23 protein-coding genes and 1 tRNA gene are annotated in these 19,521 nt (G+C 70.6%); 16 read left to right on the plus strand and 8 right to left on the minus strand.

What is annotated here, in order from left to right; genetic code table 11:
- Positions 1–261 (minus strand): hypothetical protein (locus tag B7L92_RS10005; protein ID WP_107501428.1); only part of this gene is annotated, 261 nt, incomplete at its 3' end.
- A gap of 386 nt (positions 262–647) precedes the next feature.
- Between B7L92_RS10005 and B7L92_RS10010 the strand changes: the two genes are divergently transcribed.
- Both B7L92_RS10010 and B7L92_RS10015 read left to right on the plus strand, forming a co-directional pair.
- Positions 648–3,002, plus strand: a complete 2,355-nt coding sequence (locus B7L92_RS10010; protein WP_081237077.1) for an immune inhibitor A domain-containing protein — start codon at positions 648–650, stop codon at positions 3,000–3,002.
- Positions 3,003–3,124: 122 nt separating this feature from the next.
- Positions 3,125–3,469 (plus strand): hypothetical protein, encoded by a 345-nt coding sequence (locus B7L92_RS10015; RefSeq protein ID WP_081237078.1) that lies wholly within the window; start codon positions 3,125–3,127, stop codon positions 3,467–3,469.
- A 124-nt stretch (positions 3,470–3,593) separates the two neighbouring features.
- Here the strand turns inward: B7L92_RS10015 and B7L92_RS10020 are convergent, their stop codons facing one another.
- A complete protein-coding gene (locus tag B7L92_RS10020) occupies positions 3,594–4,181 on the minus strand; it encodes a nicotinamidase (protein WP_004987516.1) in 588 nt (195 codons plus the stop codon).
- 141 nt (positions 4,182–4,322) lie between these two features.
- On the minus strand, positions 4,323–5,669 hold the full coding sequence (locus tag B7L92_RS10025; RefSeq protein ID WP_081237079.1) for a nicotinate phosphoribosyltransferase: 1,347 nt from the start codon (positions 5,667–5,669) through the stop codon (positions 4,323–4,325).
- A 98-nt stretch (positions 5,670–5,767) separates the two neighbouring features.
- Between B7L92_RS10025 and clpS the strand changes: the two genes are divergently transcribed.
- From clpS to B7L92_RS10055, 7 genes are all read left to right on the plus strand, one after another.
- Positions 5,768–6,085: an ATP-dependent Clp protease adapter ClpS gene (clpS, locus tag B7L92_RS10030; RefSeq protein WP_004987519.1), complete on the plus strand. Its 318-nt coding sequence runs from the start codon at positions 5,768–5,770 to the stop codon at positions 6,083–6,085.
- A gap of 56 nt (positions 6,086–6,141) precedes the next feature.
- Positions 6,142–6,744, plus strand: coding sequence for a DUF2017 domain-containing protein (locus tag B7L92_RS10035; protein WP_081237080.1), 603 nt, complete (start codon positions 6,142–6,144; stop codon positions 6,742–6,744).
- Positions 6,745–7,450: 706 nt separating this feature from the next.
- Positions 7,451–8,875 (plus strand): amino acid permease, encoded by a 1,425-nt coding sequence (locus B7L92_RS10040; protein ID WP_081237081.1) that lies wholly within the window; start codon positions 7,451–7,453, stop codon positions 8,873–8,875.
- 134 nt (positions 8,876–9,009) lie between these two features.
- Positions 9,010–9,432, plus strand: coding sequence for a M67 family metallopeptidase (locus B7L92_RS10045; protein ID WP_081237082.1), 423 nt, complete (start codon positions 9,010–9,012; stop codon positions 9,430–9,432).
- A gap of 133 nt (positions 9,433–9,565) precedes the next feature.
- Positions 9,566–9,661, plus strand: a complete 96-nt coding sequence (locus tag B7L92_RS43645; protein WP_317984034.1) for a putative leader peptide — start codon at positions 9,566–9,568, stop codon at positions 9,659–9,661.
- A gap of 116 nt (positions 9,662–9,777) precedes the next feature.
- On the plus strand, positions 9,778–10,056 hold the full coding sequence (locus tag B7L92_RS10050) for a MoaD/ThiS family protein (protein ID WP_004987526.1): 279 nt from the start codon (positions 9,778–9,780) through the stop codon (positions 10,054–10,056).
- A gap of 6 nt (positions 10,057–10,062) precedes the next feature.
- Positions 10,063–11,013, plus strand: a complete 951-nt coding sequence (locus B7L92_RS10055) for a PLP-dependent cysteine synthase family protein (RefSeq protein ID WP_004987527.1) — start codon at positions 10,063–10,065, stop codon at positions 11,011–11,013.
- 192 nt (positions 11,014–11,205) lie between these two features.
- On the opposite strand, the gene B7L92_RS10060 is transcribed toward B7L92_RS10055, so the two are convergent.
- A complete protein-coding gene (locus B7L92_RS10060; RefSeq protein WP_081237083.1) occupies positions 11,206–11,667 on the minus strand; it encodes a type II toxin-antitoxin system PemK/MazF family toxin in 462 nt (153 codons plus the stop codon).
- Positions 11,668–11,869: 202 nt separating this feature from the next.
- On the opposite strand from B7L92_RS10060, the gene B7L92_RS10065 reads away from it, so the two are divergent.
- Positions 11,870–12,622 (plus strand): MBL fold metallo-hydrolase, encoded by a 753-nt coding sequence (locus B7L92_RS10065; protein ID WP_081237084.1) that lies wholly within the window; start codon positions 11,870–11,872, stop codon positions 12,620–12,622.
- A 65-nt stretch (positions 12,623–12,687) separates the two neighbouring features.
- Here B7L92_RS10065 and B7L92_RS10070 read toward each other — a convergent pair whose 3' ends face one another.
- Both B7L92_RS10070 and B7L92_RS10075 read right to left on the minus strand, forming a co-directional pair.
- Positions 12,688–13,953 carry a PTS transporter subunit EIIC gene (locus B7L92_RS10070; RefSeq protein WP_081237085.1) on the minus strand — a complete coding sequence of 422 codons (1,266 nt, stop codon included), beginning with the start codon at positions 13,951–13,953 and terminating at the stop codon, positions 12,688–12,690.
- 286 nt (positions 13,954–14,239) lie between these two features.
- On the minus strand, positions 14,240–15,547 hold the full coding sequence (locus B7L92_RS10075; protein ID WP_081237086.1) for a PTS transporter subunit EIIC: 1,308 nt from the start codon (positions 15,545–15,547) through the stop codon (positions 14,240–14,242).
- A gap of 173 nt (positions 15,548–15,720) precedes the next feature.
- On the opposite strand from B7L92_RS10075, the gene B7L92_RS10080 reads away from it, so the two are divergent.
- The 4 genes from B7L92_RS10080 to rdgB all read left to right on the plus strand — a co-directional run bounded on the left by B7L92_RS10080 (position 15,721) and on the right by rdgB (position 17,993).
- Positions 15,721–15,954: a PTS sugar transporter subunit IIB gene (locus B7L92_RS10080; protein ID WP_004987532.1), complete on the plus strand. Its 234-nt coding sequence runs from the start codon at positions 15,721–15,723 to the stop codon at positions 15,952–15,954.
- Between the two features lie 92 nt (positions 15,955–16,046).
- Entirely contained in the window at positions 16,047–16,784 is a 738-nt protein-coding gene (rph, locus tag B7L92_RS10085) for a ribonuclease PH (protein ID WP_081237087.1), read from the plus strand.
- Between the two features lie 139 nt (positions 16,785–16,923).
- Positions 16,924–17,322, plus strand: coding sequence for a tropomyosin (locus tag B7L92_RS10090; RefSeq protein ID WP_081237088.1), 399 nt, complete (start codon positions 16,924–16,926; stop codon positions 17,320–17,322).
- A gap of 68 nt (positions 17,323–17,390) precedes the next feature.
- On the plus strand, positions 17,391–17,993 hold the full coding sequence (gene rdgB, locus B7L92_RS10095; protein WP_004987536.1) for an RdgB/HAM1 family non-canonical purine NTP pyrophosphatase: 603 nt from the start codon (positions 17,391–17,393) through the stop codon (positions 17,991–17,993).
- Between the two features lie 7 nt (positions 17,994–18,000).
- On the opposite strand, the gene B7L92_RS10100 is transcribed toward rdgB, so the two are convergent.
- Positions 18,001–18,084, minus strand: a tRNA-Leu gene (locus tag B7L92_RS10100).
- 39 nt (positions 18,085–18,123) lie between these two features.
- Positions 18,124–18,591 (minus strand): thioredoxin-dependent thiol peroxidase, encoded by a 468-nt coding sequence (bcp, locus tag B7L92_RS10105; RefSeq protein WP_004987537.1) that lies wholly within the window; start codon positions 18,589–18,591, stop codon positions 18,124–18,126.
- Positions 18,592–18,731: 140 nt separating this feature from the next.
- On the opposite strand from bcp, the gene B7L92_RS10110 reads away from it, so the two are divergent.
- Positions 18,732–19,061 carry a DUF3618 domain-containing protein gene (locus tag B7L92_RS10110; RefSeq protein WP_081237089.1) on the plus strand — a complete coding sequence of 110 codons (330 nt, stop codon included), beginning with the start codon at positions 18,732–18,734 and terminating at the stop codon, positions 19,059–19,061.
- Between the two features lie 44 nt (positions 19,062–19,105).
- A complete protein-coding gene (locus tag B7L92_RS10115; protein ID WP_081237090.1) occupies positions 19,106–19,462 on the plus strand; it encodes a GroES family chaperonin in 357 nt (118 codons plus the stop codon).
- The last annotated feature ends 59 nt before the right edge of the window (positions 19,463–19,521 follow it).

Consider the following 19,521-nt stretch of genomic DNA (forward strand, 5'->3'; position numbering starts at 1 on the left):
CCTGCGGTCGGTGCGGACCGGGGCGGAGACGCCGGTCCGCACCGACCGCAGGGGAGCGGGCTGCCGCACCGCGGCGGAACGGGGCCCGGCCAGCGGAGGCGCCATGGCCACCAGCACACCGAGGGCGAGGGCCGCGACGGCGACGAAGGTGATCCCCACGGCCGAACCCGTCCGTGACAACAGCAGCATGGCGAAGGTCGAGAGGACCACGGTGCACGTACCGTAGGCGAGCTGAGCGACAGTCGGACGGGGCATGGCCATCGTGTCCTAGGAAGTCGGGGGCCGTCGGCCTGGCTTTCCACCGGGTCAGGGGCGTTCCGCCAAGCGACTTTACCGCGAGGGTGCCCGAGGGGAACCGGCAGTAACCACGACCCGACCGACAGGGCCGGTGCACGGGGGGGCGCACGGATTCATGGCGTCCAACCAGTGGACGGATGTGCGCGCCCGTTCGGTTTCGCGCCGAAGTGTCCGCTACGCGAACACCGGCTCCGCATAATGCACTTGAGCTGTTCAAGTCAAGGTCTGTATTTTCTGCCGAACCTCTAGTCGAATGTGGTCACTTGACTACACGCGTTGATCACGTGCGACGCGGGCCCTCCAACGACGGACGCCCTGTCCGCGCGCACGCACGCGGGAGGGGATCTCAAGTGACCAGTAGACCCTGGACGTTCAGAGCAGCCGCGATAGGCGTGGCCCTCGCGGCGGCCACCGCCACCTGCTCTGCGTTCACCGTGGCCCAGGCCGACACGGCCGACGCGGCCGACCGGCCCGCCGCCGTGGATCGAAAGGATCCGGCGGCGCGCGCCCACGTGGAGCACGACCTCGAGGGCCCGCTCTCCAAGACCCGAGCGGCCCAGCGCGAGGAGGCGCTGAAGCAGGTCATCGCCGGCAAGGCCACGGTGAAGGACCGCAAGGGCTCCAAGGTCGTCCAGCTCAAGAGCAAGAAGGGCGACGCCAAGTACGTCGAGCTCGGCCGTGAGAAGACCGACAAGATCTTCACGATCCTGGTCGAGTTCGGCGACCGGATAGACAGCCGCTACGGCGGCACCCCGGGTCCGCTGCACAACCAGATAGCCGAGCCGGACCGCAAGAAGGACAACTCCACCGCCTGGCAGGCCGATTACGACCGGGAGCACTTCCAGGAGCTGTACTTCGGCTCCGGCAAGGGCGTCGACTCGGTCAAGACCTACTTCGAGAAGCAGTCCTCCGGCCGCTACTCGGTCGAGGGCGAGGTCACCGACTGGGTGAAGGTCCCCTACAACGAGGCCCGTTACGGCTCCAACAAGTGCGAGCCCGACAACTGTGCCTGGTTCGCGGTGCGGGACGGCGTCAACGCCTGGGTGGAGCAGCAGAAGGCGGCCGGGAAGACCGACGCCGAGATCGCGGCCAAGATGGCCGAGTACGACCAGTGGGACCGCTACGACCACGACGGCGACGGCGACTTCAACGAGCCCGACGGCTACATCGACCACTTCCAGATCGTGCACGCCGGTGAGGACGAGTCCGCCGGCGGCGGCGCCCAGGGCGAGGACGCGATCTGGGCCCACCGCTGGTACGCCTTCGGCACCGACGCCGGCGCCACCGGCCCCGAGCAGAACAAGCTCGGCGGCACCCAGGTCGGCGACACCGGCATCTGGGTCGGCGACTACACCATCCAGCCGGAGAACGGCGGACTCGGCGTCTTCGCCCACGAGTACGGCCACGACCTCGGTCTGCCGGACCTCTACGACACCGCCGGCGGCGAGAACTCCACCGGCTTCTGGACCCTGATGTCCTCCGGCTCCTGGCTGGGCACCGGCAAGAACGAGATCGGCGACCTGCCCGGCGACATGACCGCCTGGGACAAGCTCCAGCTGGGCTGGCTCGACTTCGACACGGCCAAGGCCGCGACGAAGTCGAAGCACAAGCTGGGCCTCGCGGAGTACCAGACCAAGAACAAGCAGGCCCTCGTGGTCGAGCTCCCGGAGAAGGCGGTCACCACCGAGGTCGTCGTCCCGGCCGAGGGGCGGACCCAGTGGTGGAGCGGCAGCGGTGACGACCTCAGGAACACCCTGACCCGTTCCGTGGACCTCACCGGCAAGACCTCGGCCGAGCTGACCCTCGACGGCTGGTACGAGATCGAGTCCGACTACGACTTCCTCTACACCGAGGTGTCGACCGACGGCGGCGCCAACTGGACCGCTGTCGACGGCACGGTGGACGGCCGGCCGATCCCGCGCGACGGCAGCGACAAGCCGGCCCTGCACGGCACGGTCGACGGCTACAAGCCGCTGGTGTACCCGCTGGACGCCTACGCGGGCCAGAAGATCGACCTGCGCTTCCGCTACCAGACCGACGGCGGCCTGGCGATGAAGGGCTTCGCGGCCGACCGGATCACGGTGACGGCGGACGGCGCGGCGCTCTTCACGGACGACGCCGAGACCGAGGACGCGGCCTGGACGGCGAAGGGCTTCTCCCGCATCGGCGCCTCCTTCACCAAGGACTACGCGCAGTACTACATCGCGGAGAACCGGCAGTACGTCTCGTACGACGAGACCCTGCGGGTCGGCCCGTACAACTTCGGCTTCGCCAACAGCCGCCCGGACTGGGTGGAGCACTTCCCGTACCAGAACGGCCTGCTGATCTGGAAGTGGGACACCTCGCAGCAGGACAACAACACCAGCCGGCACCCGGGCACCGGTCTGATCCTCCCGGTCGACTCGCACCCGACCGCGCTGAAGTGGTCCGACGGCACGCTGATGCGCAACCGCATCCAGACCTACGACGCGACGTTCAGCACGCACCGCACCGACGGCCTCACGCTGCACAAGGCCGACGTGGCGACCCGGATCCCCTCCTCGAAGGGCGTCTCGGTCTTCAACGACCGCAAGAACACCTACTACGACGAGGCGAACCCGACCGGCGGTGTCAAGATCACTGACACCAACACCACGATCAAGATCGTCAAGGAGGCCCGTGACGGCTCGACGATCCACCTCGAGGTCGGTCGAGCGGGCAAGTAAATAGCGTTTTCGCAGGTCAGAGCGTGATCGGCGGTGACCCCCTGGCGGGTCGCCGCCGATCCGTGTTTAGGTGCGTCCTGTGGCTCTCTTATTGACACCGGATGACACGGGGGTATGACCACATGGCCGCAGGAGGTTTCTGCAAGCTGCCGAACGGCACCGTGGTGGTGGCGCTGAACCTGCCCAGCCCCGCCGCCGACGGACCGGCCGGGGTCCGCGTGCTCGTCCACGCGCAGAACCGGGCGCGCGCCCTGACCAGGCTGCGCAACCTGGGGCTGCGGGCGGTCTACCTGCGGGGCAACGCCGCCCCGCCGACCCCCGACGAGGTCACGGCGGTGCTGCACCACCCCGACGGCCTGATATGGCGCACCGCGCCCGACGGCGGCGTACCGGCCGGCCGCGCGCCGGCCGTGGAGCTGTGGCGTCCCATCAGGGCGCTGCTCGGACGCCCCGCGACACCCGCGTGACGCCCACCGCGGGCGCCACGGGATCCGTGTGGGGCCCCCGCGGATGCCACGGGATCCGCGTGACGCCCACCACGGGCGCCACGGGGCCCGTGTGACGCTCACCCGGGGGCTCGGGTGACGGTCGTCACTGGACGACCGGCTTGCCCGAGAGCTCCACGCCCGCCTCCCGCAGCTCCTCGATCGCCCGCTCGGTGGTCGCCTGGGCCACCCCGGCGGTGAGGTCGAGCAGGACCTGGGTGCGGAAACCCTCGCGGGCGGCGTCCAGGGCGGTGGCGCGCACGCAGTGGTCGGTGGCGATGCCCACCACGTCCACCTCGTCGACCTCCCGGTCCCGCAGCCAGTCGGCCAGGCCCACGCCGTTCTCGTCGGTCCCCTCGAACCCGCTGTAGGCCGCCGAGTACGCCCCCTTGTCGAAGACGGCGTCGATCGCGCCGGAGGCGACCGCGGGGGCGAAGTTCGGGTGGAAGCCGACGCCCTCGGTCCCGGCGACGCAGTGCGCGGGCCAGGAGCGGACGTAGTCGGGATTGTCGGCGAAGTGCCCGCCGGGGGCGATGTGGTGGTCGCGGGTGGCCACCACGTGCCGGTAGCCGGCCGGGGCCTGCCCGATCAGCTCGGTGATGGCGGCGGCCACGTCGGCGCCGCCGGTCACCGCGAGGCTGCCCCCCTCGCAGAAGTCGTTCTGCACGTCAACGACGATCAAGGCGCGGCGCATGGTCGGTGTCCTTCGGTTCTGGGGTCGGGTGGGGAGCGGCCCGGCCGTGAACCTCCGAGCCTAGGGAATGACGGTCGATGCGGACAGGGACTGGGCGGGGCGGGCAGGAGCCCCGACCCGCCGGTGACGGCACATGCCGCTTTAGCTACCCGAGCCCCCGTGCAGGTACTCCGTCGGAATGACGGGTTCCCCCCGGGAGAGCTGTGTAGCCGACAGGGGAAGGCCCGCGCGGGCCGCCGCGTGCCGGTCGCGGACCACGTCCAGCGGCTCGCGCGCGACCACCTCGCCGCCCTCGACCAGGGGCACCAGGAGCTGCCGGTCGGCCAGCCCGTCGGGCACCTCGCCGGTGCCGACCACCTCGGCCTCGGCGACGCCGTACGCGTCCAGCCGCCGCGCGGCCCACTTCCGGCCGCCGAGGGAGGTCTTGCCGCCGGTGGACTTCTTCGCCACCGGCACCAGCGGCGCCCCGGGGTCGTCGGAGACGGCGCGGGCGACCAGCTTGTAGACCATGGAGGCCGTCGGGTGCCCGGAGCCGGTCACCAGCTGGGTGCCCACCCCGTACGCGTCCACGGGTGCCGCCGCCAGCGAGGCGATGGCGTACTCGTCCAGGTCCGAGGTCACCAGGATCCTCGTGCCGGTCGCGCCCAGCGCGTCGAGCTGCTGCCGCACCCGGTGCGCCACCAGCAGCAGGTCGCCGGAGTCGATGCGCACGGCGCCCAGCCCGGGCCCGGCGACCTCGACGGCCGTGCGGACCGCCTCGGCCACGTCGTAGGTGTCCACCAGCAGCGTCGTCCCGCCGCCGAGCGAGTCCACCTGGGCGCGGAACGCGTCCCGCTCGGTGTCGTGCAGCAGGGTGAAGGCGTGGGCGGAGGTGCCCACGGTCGGGATGTTGTAGCGGAAACCGGCCGCGAGGTCGGAGGTGGAGGTGAAGCCGCCGATGTACGCGGCCCGCGAGGCGGCCACCGCGGCCAGCTCGTGGGTGCGCCGGGCACCCATCTCGATCAGCGGCCGGTCACCGGCGGCGGACGACATCCGGGAGGCCGCCGCGGCGATCGCCGAGTCGTGGTTGAGGATCGACAGGATCACGGTCTCCAGCAGCACGCACTCGGCGAAGCTGCCCTCGACCCGCATGATCGGCGAGCCCGGGAAGTACACCTCGCCCTCGGGGTAGCCCCGGATGTCGCCGGAGAAGCGGTAGTCGGCCAGCCACTCCAGGGTCGGGTCGTCGACGATCTGCTTCTCCCGCAGGAAGCGCAGGACGCCCGGGTCGAAGCGGAAGTTCTCCACCGCGTCCAGCACCCGCCCGGTGCCGGCCACCACGCCGTAGCGGCGCCCGTCCGGCAGCCGCCGGGTGAAGACCTCGAACACACTGCGCCGCCCGGCCGTACCGGCCTTCAGGGCGGCCTGCAGCATCGTCAGCTCGTACTGGTCCGTGAAGAGCGCCGTCGAGGGGACATCCACCGGCAGCCCAAGGTCCGCTGTGTTCATACGACGGATGCTACCCCCATTTCGTCAGTCTGACGATTTAGGGTCCAAGCACCGGAACAGCGGGCCGGTTTGTGCGACCACCCCCCTGCGGTGGCAGCATGGGCAGTGTGACGTCACCCGCGCCCCTGGAGATCGAACGCACCGAGTCGGCGGAGGAGGTCTTCGCCGTACCCGAGCCCGACGTCCCGTGGGTCACGATCGTCCACAACGACCCGGTCAACCTCATGAGCTACGTGACGTACGTCTTCCAGACGTACTTCGGCTACTCCAAGGACAAGGCCACCAAGCTCATGCTCGACGTCCACCACAAGGGCCGGGCGATCGTCTCCAGCGGCACCCGCGAGGAGATGGAACGCGACGTCCAGGCCATGCACGGCTACGGACTGTGGGCCACCCTCCAGCAGGACCGGAAGTGACCGAGCCGGACATGACCCGACCCCGCCCGCAGGACCGGAAGTAGCGAATCGCCTCCATGCCAGGACACTTCGAACCGCTCCCCGGCGGCGGCGCGGCCGTCGCCCTCGACGACGTCGAGATCTCCATCATCCGGTCCCTGGCCGTGCAGCTGATGGAGCTCATCGGCCCCGGCCCGGCAGAGGACGCCTCCGGCGACCCGCTCGCCGAACTGTTCGCCGAGGGGCCGAGCGAGCCGCCCTCCGACCCGGTGCTGCGCCGCCTCTTCCCGGACGCCTACGGCGGACCCGGGCGGCCCGCGTCCGGGAAGGAGGCCGAGGAGCAGCGGGCGTACTCCGCCGAGTTCCGCCGCTACACCGAGAACGACCTGCGCGCGGGCAAGCGCGAGAACGCCCTCGCGGTGATCCGCTCCCTGGACGCGCTCGCCCCGGCCGGCGAGGACGGGGCGGTGCTCGAGCTGGCGCCCGAGGAGTCGCGGCGGTGGCTCGGCGCCCTGAACGACCTGCGCCTGGCGATCGGCTCCCGCCTGGAGATCAGCGACGAGGAGGACAGCGACCTCCTCCTCCACCTCTCCGACGAGGACCCGCGCAAGCCGATGGTGATGGCGTACCTGTGGCTCGGCGCCCTCCAGGAGACGCTCGTCTCGACGCTCATGCCGTAGTTCCCGCGCCCGGCGCCGTGGTTCCCGCGCCGCGTGCCGTAGCCTCCGCGCCTCGCGCCGCGGCTCCCGCGCCCGGCGCCATGTGCCCGTGCCTCGCGCCGCGGCTCCCGCGCCCGGCGCCGTGGCTCCCGCGTCTCACGCCGCGGCTCCCACGCCCGGCGCCGTAGTCCCCGCGCCGCATGCCGTGTCCCCGCGTCTCACGCCGCGGCTCCCGCGCCCGGCGCCGTAGCCTCCGCCGCCCGGCGCCGTGTCCCCGCGCCGCATGCCGTAGCCCCCGCCGCCCGGCGCCGTGGTTCCCGCGGCGCCGGGCCGCAGCTCTCGCGGCGCGTGCCGCGGATCACACCCCTCATGCCGTAGATCCGCGCCGCATGTCCGGACAAGTCGCCTGATCCGTTCGCTCAGCGGACGCTCAAATCCGGGTAACGATCGCGTTACCGAGCTCGCCTCCTATGGGTTTTCCGGGTGCGTTTTGTCCGCTTCTCCCTGTGGGGTGCGTCACACCCCGCCCCTGTGATCGACGGGGCGACCGTGGTACATCTTCACGATCGCCCGGCGAACACCACCCGAATGTTCGGCCGGGTGCGCCACCGAGCCGGCCACCGCCGGCCAGGCACGAGCGGACAGCTCAGCTCCATCAGTCCGGGGGGATCGCGACCCGATCCGCGGCCGACCGACGGCCCGGGTCGGAATGGAGAAAGGCGCACACATGACCTCACCGCAGGTCGACAAAGAGGCCGTACCCGAGGAGGGGTACGAGCGCGGACTGGGCAGCCGCCAGGTCCAGATGATCGCGATCGGCGGCGCCATCGGCGTCGGCCTCTTCCTGGGGGCCGGGGCGAACATCGCCAAGGCCGGACCCAGCCTGATCGTCATGTACGCCCTGGCCGGCGTGATCATCTTCTTCATCATGCGGGCGCTCGGCGAGCTCCTGCTCTACCGCCCCGTCTCGGGCTCCTTCGCCGAGTACTCGCGCGAGTTCCTCGGCCCGTTCTTCGGCTACTTCACCGGCTGGACGTACTGGCTGATGTGGGTGGTCACCGGCATGGCCGAGCTGACCGCCGCCGCCATCTACATCAACTACTGGTTCCCGGCGATCCCGCAATGGACGTCGGCACTGGTCTTCCTGATCATCCTCTTCGGGGCCAACCTGATCTCGGTGAAGCTCTTCGGCGAGATCGAGTTCTGGTTCTCGATGGTCAAGGTCACCGCGATCATCGGCATGATCGTCATCGGCCTGGGCGTGCTCACCCTCGGCTTCAGCCAGGCCGGCGACACCGCGGCCGTCTCCAACCTGTGGGCCTTCGACGGCTTCTTCCCCAAGGGCATCGGCTCGTCCCTGATGACCCTCCAGGGCGTCATGTTCGCCTACCTCGCCGTCGAGCTCGTCGGCGTCACCGCCGGCGAGTCCGAGAACCCGGAGAAGACCCTCCCCAAGGCGATCAACACCCTGCCCTGGCGCATCGCCCTGTTCTACGTCGGCGCGCTCACCGTCATCCTGTGCGTGGTGAAGTGGACCGAGTTCTCCGACGGGGTCAGCCCCTTCGTGAAGGCGTTCGCGGTCATCGGCATCCCGGCCGGCGCCGGCATCGTCAACTTCGTCGTGCTGACCGCCGCCCTGTCGTCCTGCAACTCCGGCATGTACTCCACCGGCCGCATGCTGCGCAACCTCGCCGACAACGGCGAGGCCCCGCGGCTCTTCAAGCGGCTGTCGTCCCGCAAGACCCCGGCGCTCGGCATCGCCACCTCGGTGGTCTTCATGGGCATCGGCGTGGTCCTGAACTACGTGGTCCCGGAGAAGGCCTTCGGCTACGTCACCTCCATCGCCACCGCGGCCGGCATCTGGACCTGGCTGATGATCCTGGTCAGCCACGTCCTCTACCGCCGCAAGGTCGTCGCGGGCCGGCTGCCCTCCTCCTCCTTCCCGGCGCCCGGCGGCTCGGTCTGCTCCTACATCGCCATCGTGTTCCTGCTCTTCGTCACCGCGCTGATCGCGATCGACGCGGACGCCCGGATCTGCCTGTACGTGATGGCCGGCTGGGCCGCCGCCCTGGGCGTCGGCTGGTTCCTGCTCAAGCGGCGCAACCCGGGGGTCGCCGAGCGCCGCGAGCCGGACCTCCAGAAGGTCGTCTGACCTCCCCCACAGGACGCCCGTCCGCGGGGAGCACACGTGGTCCTCCCCGCGGCGGCCGCTCAGGGCGTCCGGCATGCGGGCCGTCGCGTACCACCCTTCGGTACGCGTCGGCCCGTCTGCTTATCCTGGGCCCCATGCTGACCATCACCCAGGCCCTGTACGACGAGATCGTCGCCCACGCCCGCGAGGACCACCCCGACGAGGCGTGCGGCGTGGTGGCCGGCCCGGTGGGCTCCGGCCGTCCCGAGCGCTTCATCCCCATGGTGAACGCGGCCCGCTCGCCCACGTTCTACGAGTTCGACTCCCAGGACCTGCTGAAGCTGTACCGGGAGATGGACGACAACGACGAGGAACCGGTGGTCATCTACCACTCCCACACCGCGACCGAGGCCCACCCCTCCCGCACCGACGTCGACCTCGCCAGTGAGCCCGGCGCCCACTACGTCCTGGTCTCCACCGCCGACACCGACGGCCTCGGCGAGTTCCAGTTCCGCTCCTTCCGGATCGTGGGGGGCGAGGTCACCGAGGAGGAGGTCAAGATCGTCGAGGCGTACTGACCGCCTGCCGATCGCCTGCCGATCCCGAGGCACCCCGGATGCCGAGCGCGCCGGTCTCGGACTGCGGATGCGAGACGTCCGAGGGATGAGATCACATTCCGGGGTGCGGACCGGGAATCGATACGATGGGCCCATGGTTCTACTCGACGTGAGTGAAACGACGCCGGGCACACTGCTCGTGGCGCGGCTGCACGTCGACCTGTGCAGGCTGAACAGCGCCCTCTGTTGATTCCCGCAGCCGCCGTACGGCCGTGAGCCGCGGCGCTCCCCGGAGCGAGAGCCCGGGGGACCCCCACGCGCGCCCACCGACCAGACCACACCCCTTTCCGACAGGAGCCCGCAGCCATGGCCATCGAGGTCCGCATCCCGACCATCCTCCGCCAGTACACCGACGGTCAGAAGGCGGTGGAGGGCACCGGGAACACCCTCGCCGAGCTCTTCGCCGACCTCGACACCCGGCATGCGGGCATCCGGGCCCGCATCGTGGACGGCGACCAGCTGCGCCGCTTCGTCAACGTCTACCTGAACGACGAGGACGTCCGCTTCCTCGACGGCATCAACACCAAGCTGTCCGACGGCGACAACGTCACGATCCTGCCGGCCGTGGCCGGCGGCATGGCCTGACCGGCGATGCGCTACGACTCCCCGCTGGCCGCGGTGGGCAACACCCCTCTGGTGCGCCTGCCGCGGCTCTCGCCGTCCGCCGACGTCCGGATCTGGGCCAAGCTGGAGGACCGCAACCCCACCGGCTCGATCAAGGACCGCCCGGCCCTGTTCATGATCGAGCAGGCGGAGAAGGACGGCCGCCTGACCCCGGGCTGCACCATCCTCGAGCCGACCAGCGGCAACACCGGCATCTCGCTCGCCATGGCCGCCAAGCTCAAGGGCTACCGCATGGTGTGCGTGATGCCCGAGAACACCTCTCAGGAACGCCGCGACCTGCTCGCCATGTGGGGCGCGGAGATCATCTCCTCCCCGGCCGCGGGCGGCTCCAACACCGCCGTGCGGGTCGCCAAGGAGCTCTCCGCCGAGCACCCGGACTGGGTGATGCTGTACCAGTACGGCAACCCCGACAACGCCGGCGCGCACTACGCCACCACCGGTCCCGAGATCCTCGCCGACCTGCCCTCGATCACGCACTTCGTGGCCGGCCTCGGCACCACGGGCACCCTGATGGGCGTCGGCCGCTATCTGCGCGAGCACAAGCCCGACGTGCGGATCGTCGCCGCCGAGCCCCGCTACGACGACCTGGTCTACGGCCTGCGCAACCTCGACGAGGGCTTCGTCCCCGAGCTCTACGACGCCTCCGTCCTCACCACCCGCTTCTCGGTCGGCTCCGCCGACGCGGTCACCCGCACCCGTGAACTGCTCCAGCAGGAGGGCATCTTCGCCGGGGTCTCCACCGGCGCGGCCCTGCACGCGGCGATCGGCGTCGCGCGGAAGGCGCTGAAGGCGGGGGAGTCCGCCGACGTCGTCTTCGTCGTCGCCGACGGCGGCTGGAAGTACCTGTCGACCGGCGTGTACACGGCCGCCACGACGGAGGAGGCCATCGAGACGCTCCAGGGCCAGCTCTGGGCGTAGGGGGCGTCGTTCGGATCTTGCCGCGGGGCGCGGGACACCGCTCACCGGGGCCGGCCTGATCCGAACAACCCCCTGGGACGGCCCCCGCCCGTCCCGCGAAGGCACCTCACCGCACACGTGAAGGGGCCGGAGGCACACCTCCGGCCCCTTTTCGCGCCCCCCGGGGCGCCGCCTTCCCGCGTCCCCGGGGCGTCACCTCGCGAGATACCGCACCTGGTCCCACAGCACCGGGTCCACCACGCCCACCCGGCGCCGGAAGTCCTCCACCGGGACCTCGCGCAGCTCGTCCGTCTCCAGGAAACTCGCCCGCCCCTGCGCGTCCCCGACGGAGCCCGGGGGCAGCGCGATCACCCCCGCCCGCTCGTCCCGGAACCTCGTGGTGATCTTCGCGACGGTCGCCCGCCGTCCGCGCACCGACAGCACCAGACACGGCCGGTCCTTGCTCCCGGGCCCGTCCTCGTAGGGCACCCCGGCCCACCAGATCTCCGCCGGCCGCGGTCGGCCCGCGTCCGCACCGGCCCGCCCCCTCGGCCGCGGGAACCCGACCCGGCGCTCCCGGGACGGCCGCGCCCCGCGGCCCCATCCGTCGACGAGCGCGGTGACCAGGGCGAGCAGCACCACCGCGGCGAAGGCGAGCCACCAGGACGTGTCCATGCCCTGACCGTACCGGCGCGAGCCGCTTGCGCGCGCCCCCACGGGGCACCCGGAAGCCCCGCTTCCAGCCGAACCGGTGACAGCACAGGTGAGTTCGCCCACAACGGACCCTGGCGGAGGAGCGACCGAAGGTTTCGCGCCTTACGCTCGACGAACCGCACGACCCCCGTCTTCACATCCCGCCAGCGGAGGTTTCTGCTTCATGAAGCTCACCGTCGTCGGCTGCTCGGGGTCGTTCCCGTCCGCGGAATCGGCCTGCTCGAGCTACCTCGTCGAGGCCGACGGCTTCCGGTTGCTCCTCGACCTGGGCAACGGCGCCCTGGGAGAGCTGCAGCGCCACTGCGGTCTCTACGACCTCGACGCGATCTTCCTCAGCCATCTGCACGCCGATCACTGCATCGACATGTGCGCGTACTTCGTGGCGCGCTACTACCGGCACGACGGCGGCCGCTGCGATCCCCTCCCGGTCTACGGACCCGAGGGCACGGAGCACCGGCTGACCACCGCCTACGCCGACACCCCCTCGGCCTCCTCCATGAGCGAGGTCTTCGACTTCCACACGGTCAAACCGTCCACCTTCGAGATCGGCCCGTTCACCGTCCACACCGAGCGGGTCGCGCACCCGGTGGAGGCGTACGGCATCCGCATCGAGCACGGCGGGCGGACCCTGACCTACTCCGGCGACACGGGAGTGAGCCCGGCACTGGACGAACTCGCCCGCGACGCCGACCTGTTCCTGTGCGAGGCCGCCTTCACGCACGGCAAGGAGAACATTCCCGACCTGCACCTCAACGGCCGCGAGGCGGGGGAGACCGCGGCCCGCGCCCGCGTCCGCCGCCTGATCCTCACCCACATCCCCCCGTGGACCGACCCGCAGATCAACCTCATCGACGCCCGCGCGGTGTACGACGGCCCGGTGGGGCTGGCGACGCGGGGCGCGACGTACGAGATCTGAACCCGCGCACGACCGGGGCCCCGGAGCGACATGGCTCCGGGGCCCCGGTCGTGCGGTCGGGGCGGCTACTTGGCCTCGGCCTTCTGCAGCTCCGCCAGTTCCTCGTCGGACTCGCGGCCCGGCGTCGGCAGGTTGAACTTGGTGATCGCGAAGCGGAAGACCGCGTAGTAGACCGCCGCGAAGCAGAGGCCGACCAGGGCCAGGCCCCACGGGTTGGTCGCGATGCCCAGGTTCAGGAAGAAGTCGACCGCGCCGGCCGAGAACCCGAAGCCGTCCTTCATCCCCAGCGCCCAGGTCAGTGCCATCGAGACACCGGTGAGGACCGCGTGGATCGCGTACAGGACCGGCGCGATGAACATGAACGTGAACTCGATCGGCTCGGTCACGCCGGTGACGAACGAGGTCAGCGCCAGGGAGAACATCATGCCGCCGACGACCTTGCGGCGCTCGGGGCGGGCGCAGTGCACGATGGCCAGGCAGGCGGCGGGCAGCGCGAACATCATGATCGGGAAGAAGCCGGTCATGAACTGGCCGGCGGTCGGGTCACCGGCGAGGAAGCGGGCGATGTCACCGCTCTTGCCCTCGTACTCGCCCGCCTGGAACCAGGGGAAGGAGTTCAGCAGGTGGTGCATGCCGACCGGGATCAGGGCACGGTTGGCGACACCGAAGATGCCCGCGCCGACGGCGCCGGAGCCGACCAGCCACTCACCGAAGTTGTGCAGACCCGTGCCGAGGACCGGCCAGATGTAGCCGAAGACGATGCCGATGAGCAGACCGGCGAACGCCGACAGGATCGGGACCAGGCGGCGGCCGCCGAAGAAACCCGCCCAGTCGGGCAGCTTGGTGCGGTAGAAGCGCTGGTAGAGCAGGGCGACGACGAGGCCCATGACCACACCGCCGAGCACCTTGGCGTCCACCGCCTGCTCGACCATCACGATCTTGCCGTCGACGATGGCTTCCTTCTTGGGCAGGCTGCCGTCGGTGAACGTGCCGAGGACGTTCTTGAAGACCAGGTAGCCGACGACGGCGGCGAGCGCGGTCGAGCCGTCCGACTTCTTCGCGAAGCCGATGGCGATGCCCACCGCGAAGAGCAGGGCCATGTTGTCGAGGATCGCGTTGCCGCCGGCGCTCATGAAGGACGCGATCTTCGTCAGGAAGGCCGGGAACTCCGGGCGCCCGAGCATGTCGGTGTTGCCGAGGCGCACCAGCAGCGCGGCGGCGGGCAGGACGGCCACCGGCAGCATCAGACTGCGGCCGATGCGCTGCAGCACAGCCATCACGCCGGAGCCCTTCTTCTTCTCGGCCGCGGGAGCGGCGCTGGCCGTGGACACAACTTCCTCCAGTGGGCATGGCGCCGCCCGGGGACAAAGGAAGGGGACGGCGGCGTCCGGTGGTCTACACCACTCGGTGGTGTAGACCTGTTGTAGCACGAGGGAGGGGGCACAAGGAACCGCGATTCCCGCTACCGGCGGGCTACGCACCGTGCCCGCCCCGGACGCCGGCCGCAGCCGCCGCGGAACCGCCCGACGGCCGCCCTCCGGACGCGTCGAAAAGCCCCCGGACCGAGTGGTCCGAGGGCCCCGACAGCCGGGTCCAGCCTAGGAGATCACGCCGCGGTCACGCCTTGGTGGTGTCCTCGACCTGCTCCTCGGCCTCCCGCCCCGGGGTCTTCAGGTCGAACCTCGTGATCGCGAAGCGGAAGACCGCGTAGTACACCACCGCGAAGCACAGGCCGATCGGGACGATCGCCCACGGCCGGGTCGCCAGGTTCCAGTTGATGACGTAGTCGATCAGCCCCGCCGAGAAGCTGAACCCGTCGTGCACCCCCAGCCCCCACGTCACCGCCATCGACGCACCCGTCAGCAGCGCGTGCACCACGTACAGCGCCGGCGCGACGAACAGGAACGAGTACTCGAGCGGCTCCGTGATGCCGGTGACGAACGACGTCAGCGCCACCGACAGCATCAGGCCGCCGACCTCCTTGCGCCGGTCCGGCCGCGCGCAGTGGGTGATCGCCAGTGCCGCCGCCGGCAACGCGAACATCATGATCGGGAAGAAGCCCGACAGGAACTGCCCGGCCTCCGGGTCGCCCGCCAGGAACATGTTGATGTCGCCGTGCACCACCGAGCCGTCCGGCTTGGTGTAACTGCCGAACTGGAACCAGATCGGCACGTTCAGGAACTGGTGCAGCCCCACCACCAGCAGCGCCCGGTTCGCCACCCCGAACACCCCCGCGCCCCACGCGCCCAGGCCGCTCATCCAGTCGCTGAAGCCCTCCAGCGCGCCGCCGATCGGCGGCCAGATCCACAGGCACAGCGCCGCGAACACGATCGCCGCGAACGCCATGATGATCGGCACCAGGCGGCGGCCGTTGAAGAAGCCCAGCCAGTCCACCAGCCTCGTCCGGTGGAACCGCTGCCACAGGTACGCCGCCATCAGCCCCACCACGATCCCGCCGAACACCCCCGGGTTCTGGTACGTGAACGCGGTCACCGTCCCGTCCGCCACCTGGCAGCCGACCATCGGCACCGCCTCCGACCCCTCGGGGCAGTCCTCCGGGAACTGGCGCAGCACGTTGTAGTAGACGAGGAACCCGACCACCGCCGCCAGCGCCGTCGAACCGTCCGCCTTCTTCGCCATGCCGATGGCCACACCGACGCAGAACAGCATCGGCAGCCCCAGCGCACCGTCCAGCAGCGCGCCGCCCGCGCCCACCATCACCCTGGAGACGTCCGTCCAGCCGAGCCCCTCGTCCCCGAACACGTCCGGCTGCCCCAGCCGGTTGAGGATGCCCGCCGCCGGCAGCACCGCGATCGGCAGCTGCAGGCTCCGGCCCATCTTCTGCAGCCCCTGGAACACCTTGTTCCAGCGCTCCCGCCCGGAACGGGCCGTGTGCTCGGCGCCGGCGGGGCTGGCGGCACTCATCCGGTCCCCTTCGCTCGACGGGTTTGGCGACACTCCACCCGGTGGTGTAGACCAGTCGGAGGACGGTTCCGCTGTCGTGACGCCATCCTTCGGCACCCACGACATGACCGCTCGCAAAGATGGGCCAACTGTGGGTTACTGCGTCAAAGCGGTTCGGATCAGGGAGAACGAACATGGCCACCAAGGCTGAGAAGATCGTTGCCGGGCTCGGCGGCATCGACAACATCGAAGAGGTCGAGGGCTGCATCACCCGCCTGCGCACCGAGGTCCTCGACCCGGCCAAGGTCGACGACGCCGCCCTGAAGGCCGCCGGAGCCCACGGTGTCGTCAAGATGGGCAGCGCCATCCAGGTCGTCATCGGCACCGACGCCGACCCCATCGCGGCGGAGATCGAAGACATGATGTGAACGGCCCCGGCGTCGTCCCCGGCTTCACTCCTCCAGGGCCCCTTCCCACCGCGGGAGGGGGCCCTTCCGCGGGTACGGCTAGGCTCGGCGCCATGTCTCGAATCGACGGCCGCACCCCCGAACAACTCCGCCCGATCACCATCGAACGCGGCTGGAGCAAGCACGCCGAAGGCTCCGTCCTCGTCTCCTTCGGCGACACCAAGGTCCTCTGCACCGCCTCCGTCACCGAAGGCGTCCCCCGCTGGCGCAAGGGCAGCGGCGAGGGCTGGGTCACCGCCGAGTACGCGATGCTCCCCCGCGCCACCCACACCCGCGGCGACCGCGAGTCCGTCAAGGGCCGCATCGGCGGCCGCACCCACGAGATCAGCCGCCTCGTCGGCCGCTCCCTGCGCGCCGTCATCGACTACAAGGCCCTCGGCGAGAACACCGTCGTCCTCGACTGCGACGTCCTCCAGGCCGACGGCGGCACCCGCACCGCCGCCATCACCGGCTCCTACGTCGCCCTCGCCGACGCCATCTCCTGGGCCCAGGGCAAGAAGCTCATCAAGGCCGGCCGCCGTCCCCTCACCGGCTCCGTCAGCGCCGTCTCCGTCGGCATCGTCGGCGGCGTCCCCCTCCTCGACCTCTGCTACGAGGAGGACGTCAAGGCCGACACCGACATGAACGTCGTCTGCACCGGCGACGGCCGCTTCGTCGAGGTCCAGGGCACCGCCGAGGCCGAGCCCTTCGCCCGCGCCGAACTCGACGCCCTCCTCGACCTCGCGGTCGCCGGCTGCACCCGACTCGCCGACGCGCAGCGCGCCGCACTTGGTACCGTCGTCGAAAGGTAAAGGACGCACCAAGAAGGACGGCCGACGCGGGCAACCGCGCCGGCCGCCCCTGCGTCCGAACACATACGGGCGCACGGCTCCACCGCGCGCGCCCGGCCAGCGACCCGGGCCCACGGCCCGACGAGGGAGGGACCGTTCCATGGCCGCGAGCCGCCGACGCCGCACCATAGCCGCCACCGCCACCCTGGCGGCCGTCGCGCTGACCGCCGGACTCACCACCGGCTGCGCCGCCGTCGACAAGGCACTGGACTGCATCCAGACCGCCGACGCCATCGCCGACAGCGTCACCGACATGCAGCAGGCCGTGGAGAACGCCTCCGACGACGTCACCCAGCTCGAGGAATCCCTCGAGTCCATAGACAGGAATCTCGGCGAGATCAGCGACAGGACCGACAACGCCGACGTCTCCCAGGCCGTCGACGACCTCGACCGGGCCGTCGACGGCGTCCGCACGTCGATCGAGAACGGCGACGCCACCCCCGACCTCGGCCCCGTCACCGACGCGGCCGGCGAACTGACGAAGGTCTGCACCCCCTAGGGCACCGCGGCACCCCCCAGGACACCGCGGCGGCGGAGCGGTCGGCGGGGCCCGGAATACTGGACCCCATGACCCGCCTGATCCTCGCCACCCGCAACGCCGGAAAGATCACCGAACTGAGGGCCATCCTCGCCGAGGCCGGCCTGCCCCACGACCTCATCGGCGCCGACGCCCACCCCGAGGTCCCCGACGTCAAGGAGACCGGCACCACCTTCGCCGAGAACGCCCTCCTCAAGGCCCACACCCTCGCCCGGGCCACCGGCCTGCCCGCGGTCGCCGACGACTCCGGCCTCTGCGTCGACGTCCTGGGCGGCGCCCCCGGCATCTTCTCCGCCCGCTGGTCCGGCCGCCACGGCGACGACCGGGCCAACCTGGACCTCCTCCTGGCCCAGCTCGCGGACATCGCGGACGAACACCGGGGAGCCCACTTCGCCTGCGCGGCGGCACTCGCGCTGCCGGACGGCACGGAACGCGTGGTCGAGGGCCGGCTGCGGGGAACCCTCCGCCACGCCCCCTCCGGCACGGGCGGCTTCGGCTACGACCCGATCCTCCAGCCGGAGGGCGAGACGAGGACGTGCGCCGAACTCTCCCCGGCCGAGAAGAACGCCATCAGCCACCGGGGCAAGGCGTTCCGCGAACTGGTGCCGGTGGTGCGGGAGCTGCTGGGTTGAGAACCGGTGCGGCCGGAGGGACTCGAACCCTCACGGGAGTTACCCCACTGGGACCTAAACCCAGCGTGACTGCCAATTCCACCACGGCCGCCTGATGCTGCCCGGCCATGCTAGCGGCCGGGCAGCGCACTCAGACGCCCAGGTCCTTGATGATCTTGGCTACGTGGCCGGTCGCCTTGACGTTGTACAGGGCGCGTTCGACCTTGCCCTCCTCGTCCACGACGACCGTGGAGCGGATGACGCCGACCACCGTCTTGCCGTAGAGCTTCTTCTCGCCGTGGGCGCCGTAGGCCTCCAGGACCCGCTTGTCGGGGTCGGCGAGGAGGGTGACCTTCAGGGACTCCTTCTCGCGGAACTTCGCCAGCTTCTCCGGCTTGTCGGGGGAGATGCCGATCACGTCGTAGCCCGCGCCGGCGAGCAGGTCGAGGTTGTCGGTGAAGTCGCAGGCCTGCTTGGTGCAGCCGGGGGTGAGCGCGGCCGGGTAGAAGTAGACGATGACCTTGCGGCCCTTGTGGTCGGCCAGGGACACCTCGTTGCCGTCGGCGTCGGGCAGGGTGAAGGCGGGGGCCTCGTCCCCGGGCTGGAGGCGTTCGCTCATCGGTCTGGTCTCCTCAGTACGTGCGCGCTGCGTGGATCGGGTACCGGGATCGAGGGTAACCGGGGGTCCTGACAGTGCGGTGCGGCATGGAGCTGACAGACTGTCCGGCACAGGTATCAGCGGATTTCGGAGGCGACACGGTGGCGGACACGGCGGACACCAGAACCCCGGCGCAGATCGAGGCGGACATCAGGCGCCGTCGTGCGGTGCTGGCCGAGACCCTGGACGAGATCGGCGTGCGGGTGCACCCGAAGACGATCGTGGGGGACGCGAAGGCCAGGGTCGTCGCCAACGTCGACCACACGCTCGGGCGGACCTACATCCGCGTCAACCGTGTGGTGAGCGAGGTGAAGGCGCAGTTCGTGGACGAGACGGGCGCGCCCCGGCTGGAGCGGGTGGTGCCCGCGGCGCTGCTGGTGGTGGGGGTCGTGGGGCTGCTCACGGCGACCACCCGTCGGCGCAAGGGCTGACCCACCCGCGTGCGATCGCGGCGAAGGCAGGTAGGTTTCAGAACGTGAGCGCCAACAGACACGAGCACAGCTCCCAGCACGACAAGCTGCCCATCCGGATGCTGCACGACCGCGTACTCGTGCGGCAGGACACGAGTGAGGGCGAGCGGCGTTCCGGGGGCGGCATTCTGATTCCCGCGACGGCGGCGGTGGGCCGTCGGCTGGCCTGGGCCGAGGTCGTCGCGGTGGGACAGAACGTACGGACCGTGGAGCCGGGTGACCGGGTGCTGTTCGATCCGGAGGATCGGGCGGAGGTCGAGGTGCGGGGCGTCGGGTACGTGCTGATGCGGGAACGCGATCTGCACGCCGTGGCCGCGGACCGGTTCGAGGGTTCCGAGGATTCGACCGGCTTGTACCTGTAGATCCGCCACCTGTGGTTCCGCGAAGGAGCCGGGAAGGGGCTGGTGACCATGGTCACCAG

Source organism: Streptomyces viridosporus (assembly GCF_002078235.1).
Lineage (GTDB): Bacteria > Actinomycetota > Actinomycetes > Streptomycetales > Streptomycetaceae > Streptomyces > Streptomyces viridosporus.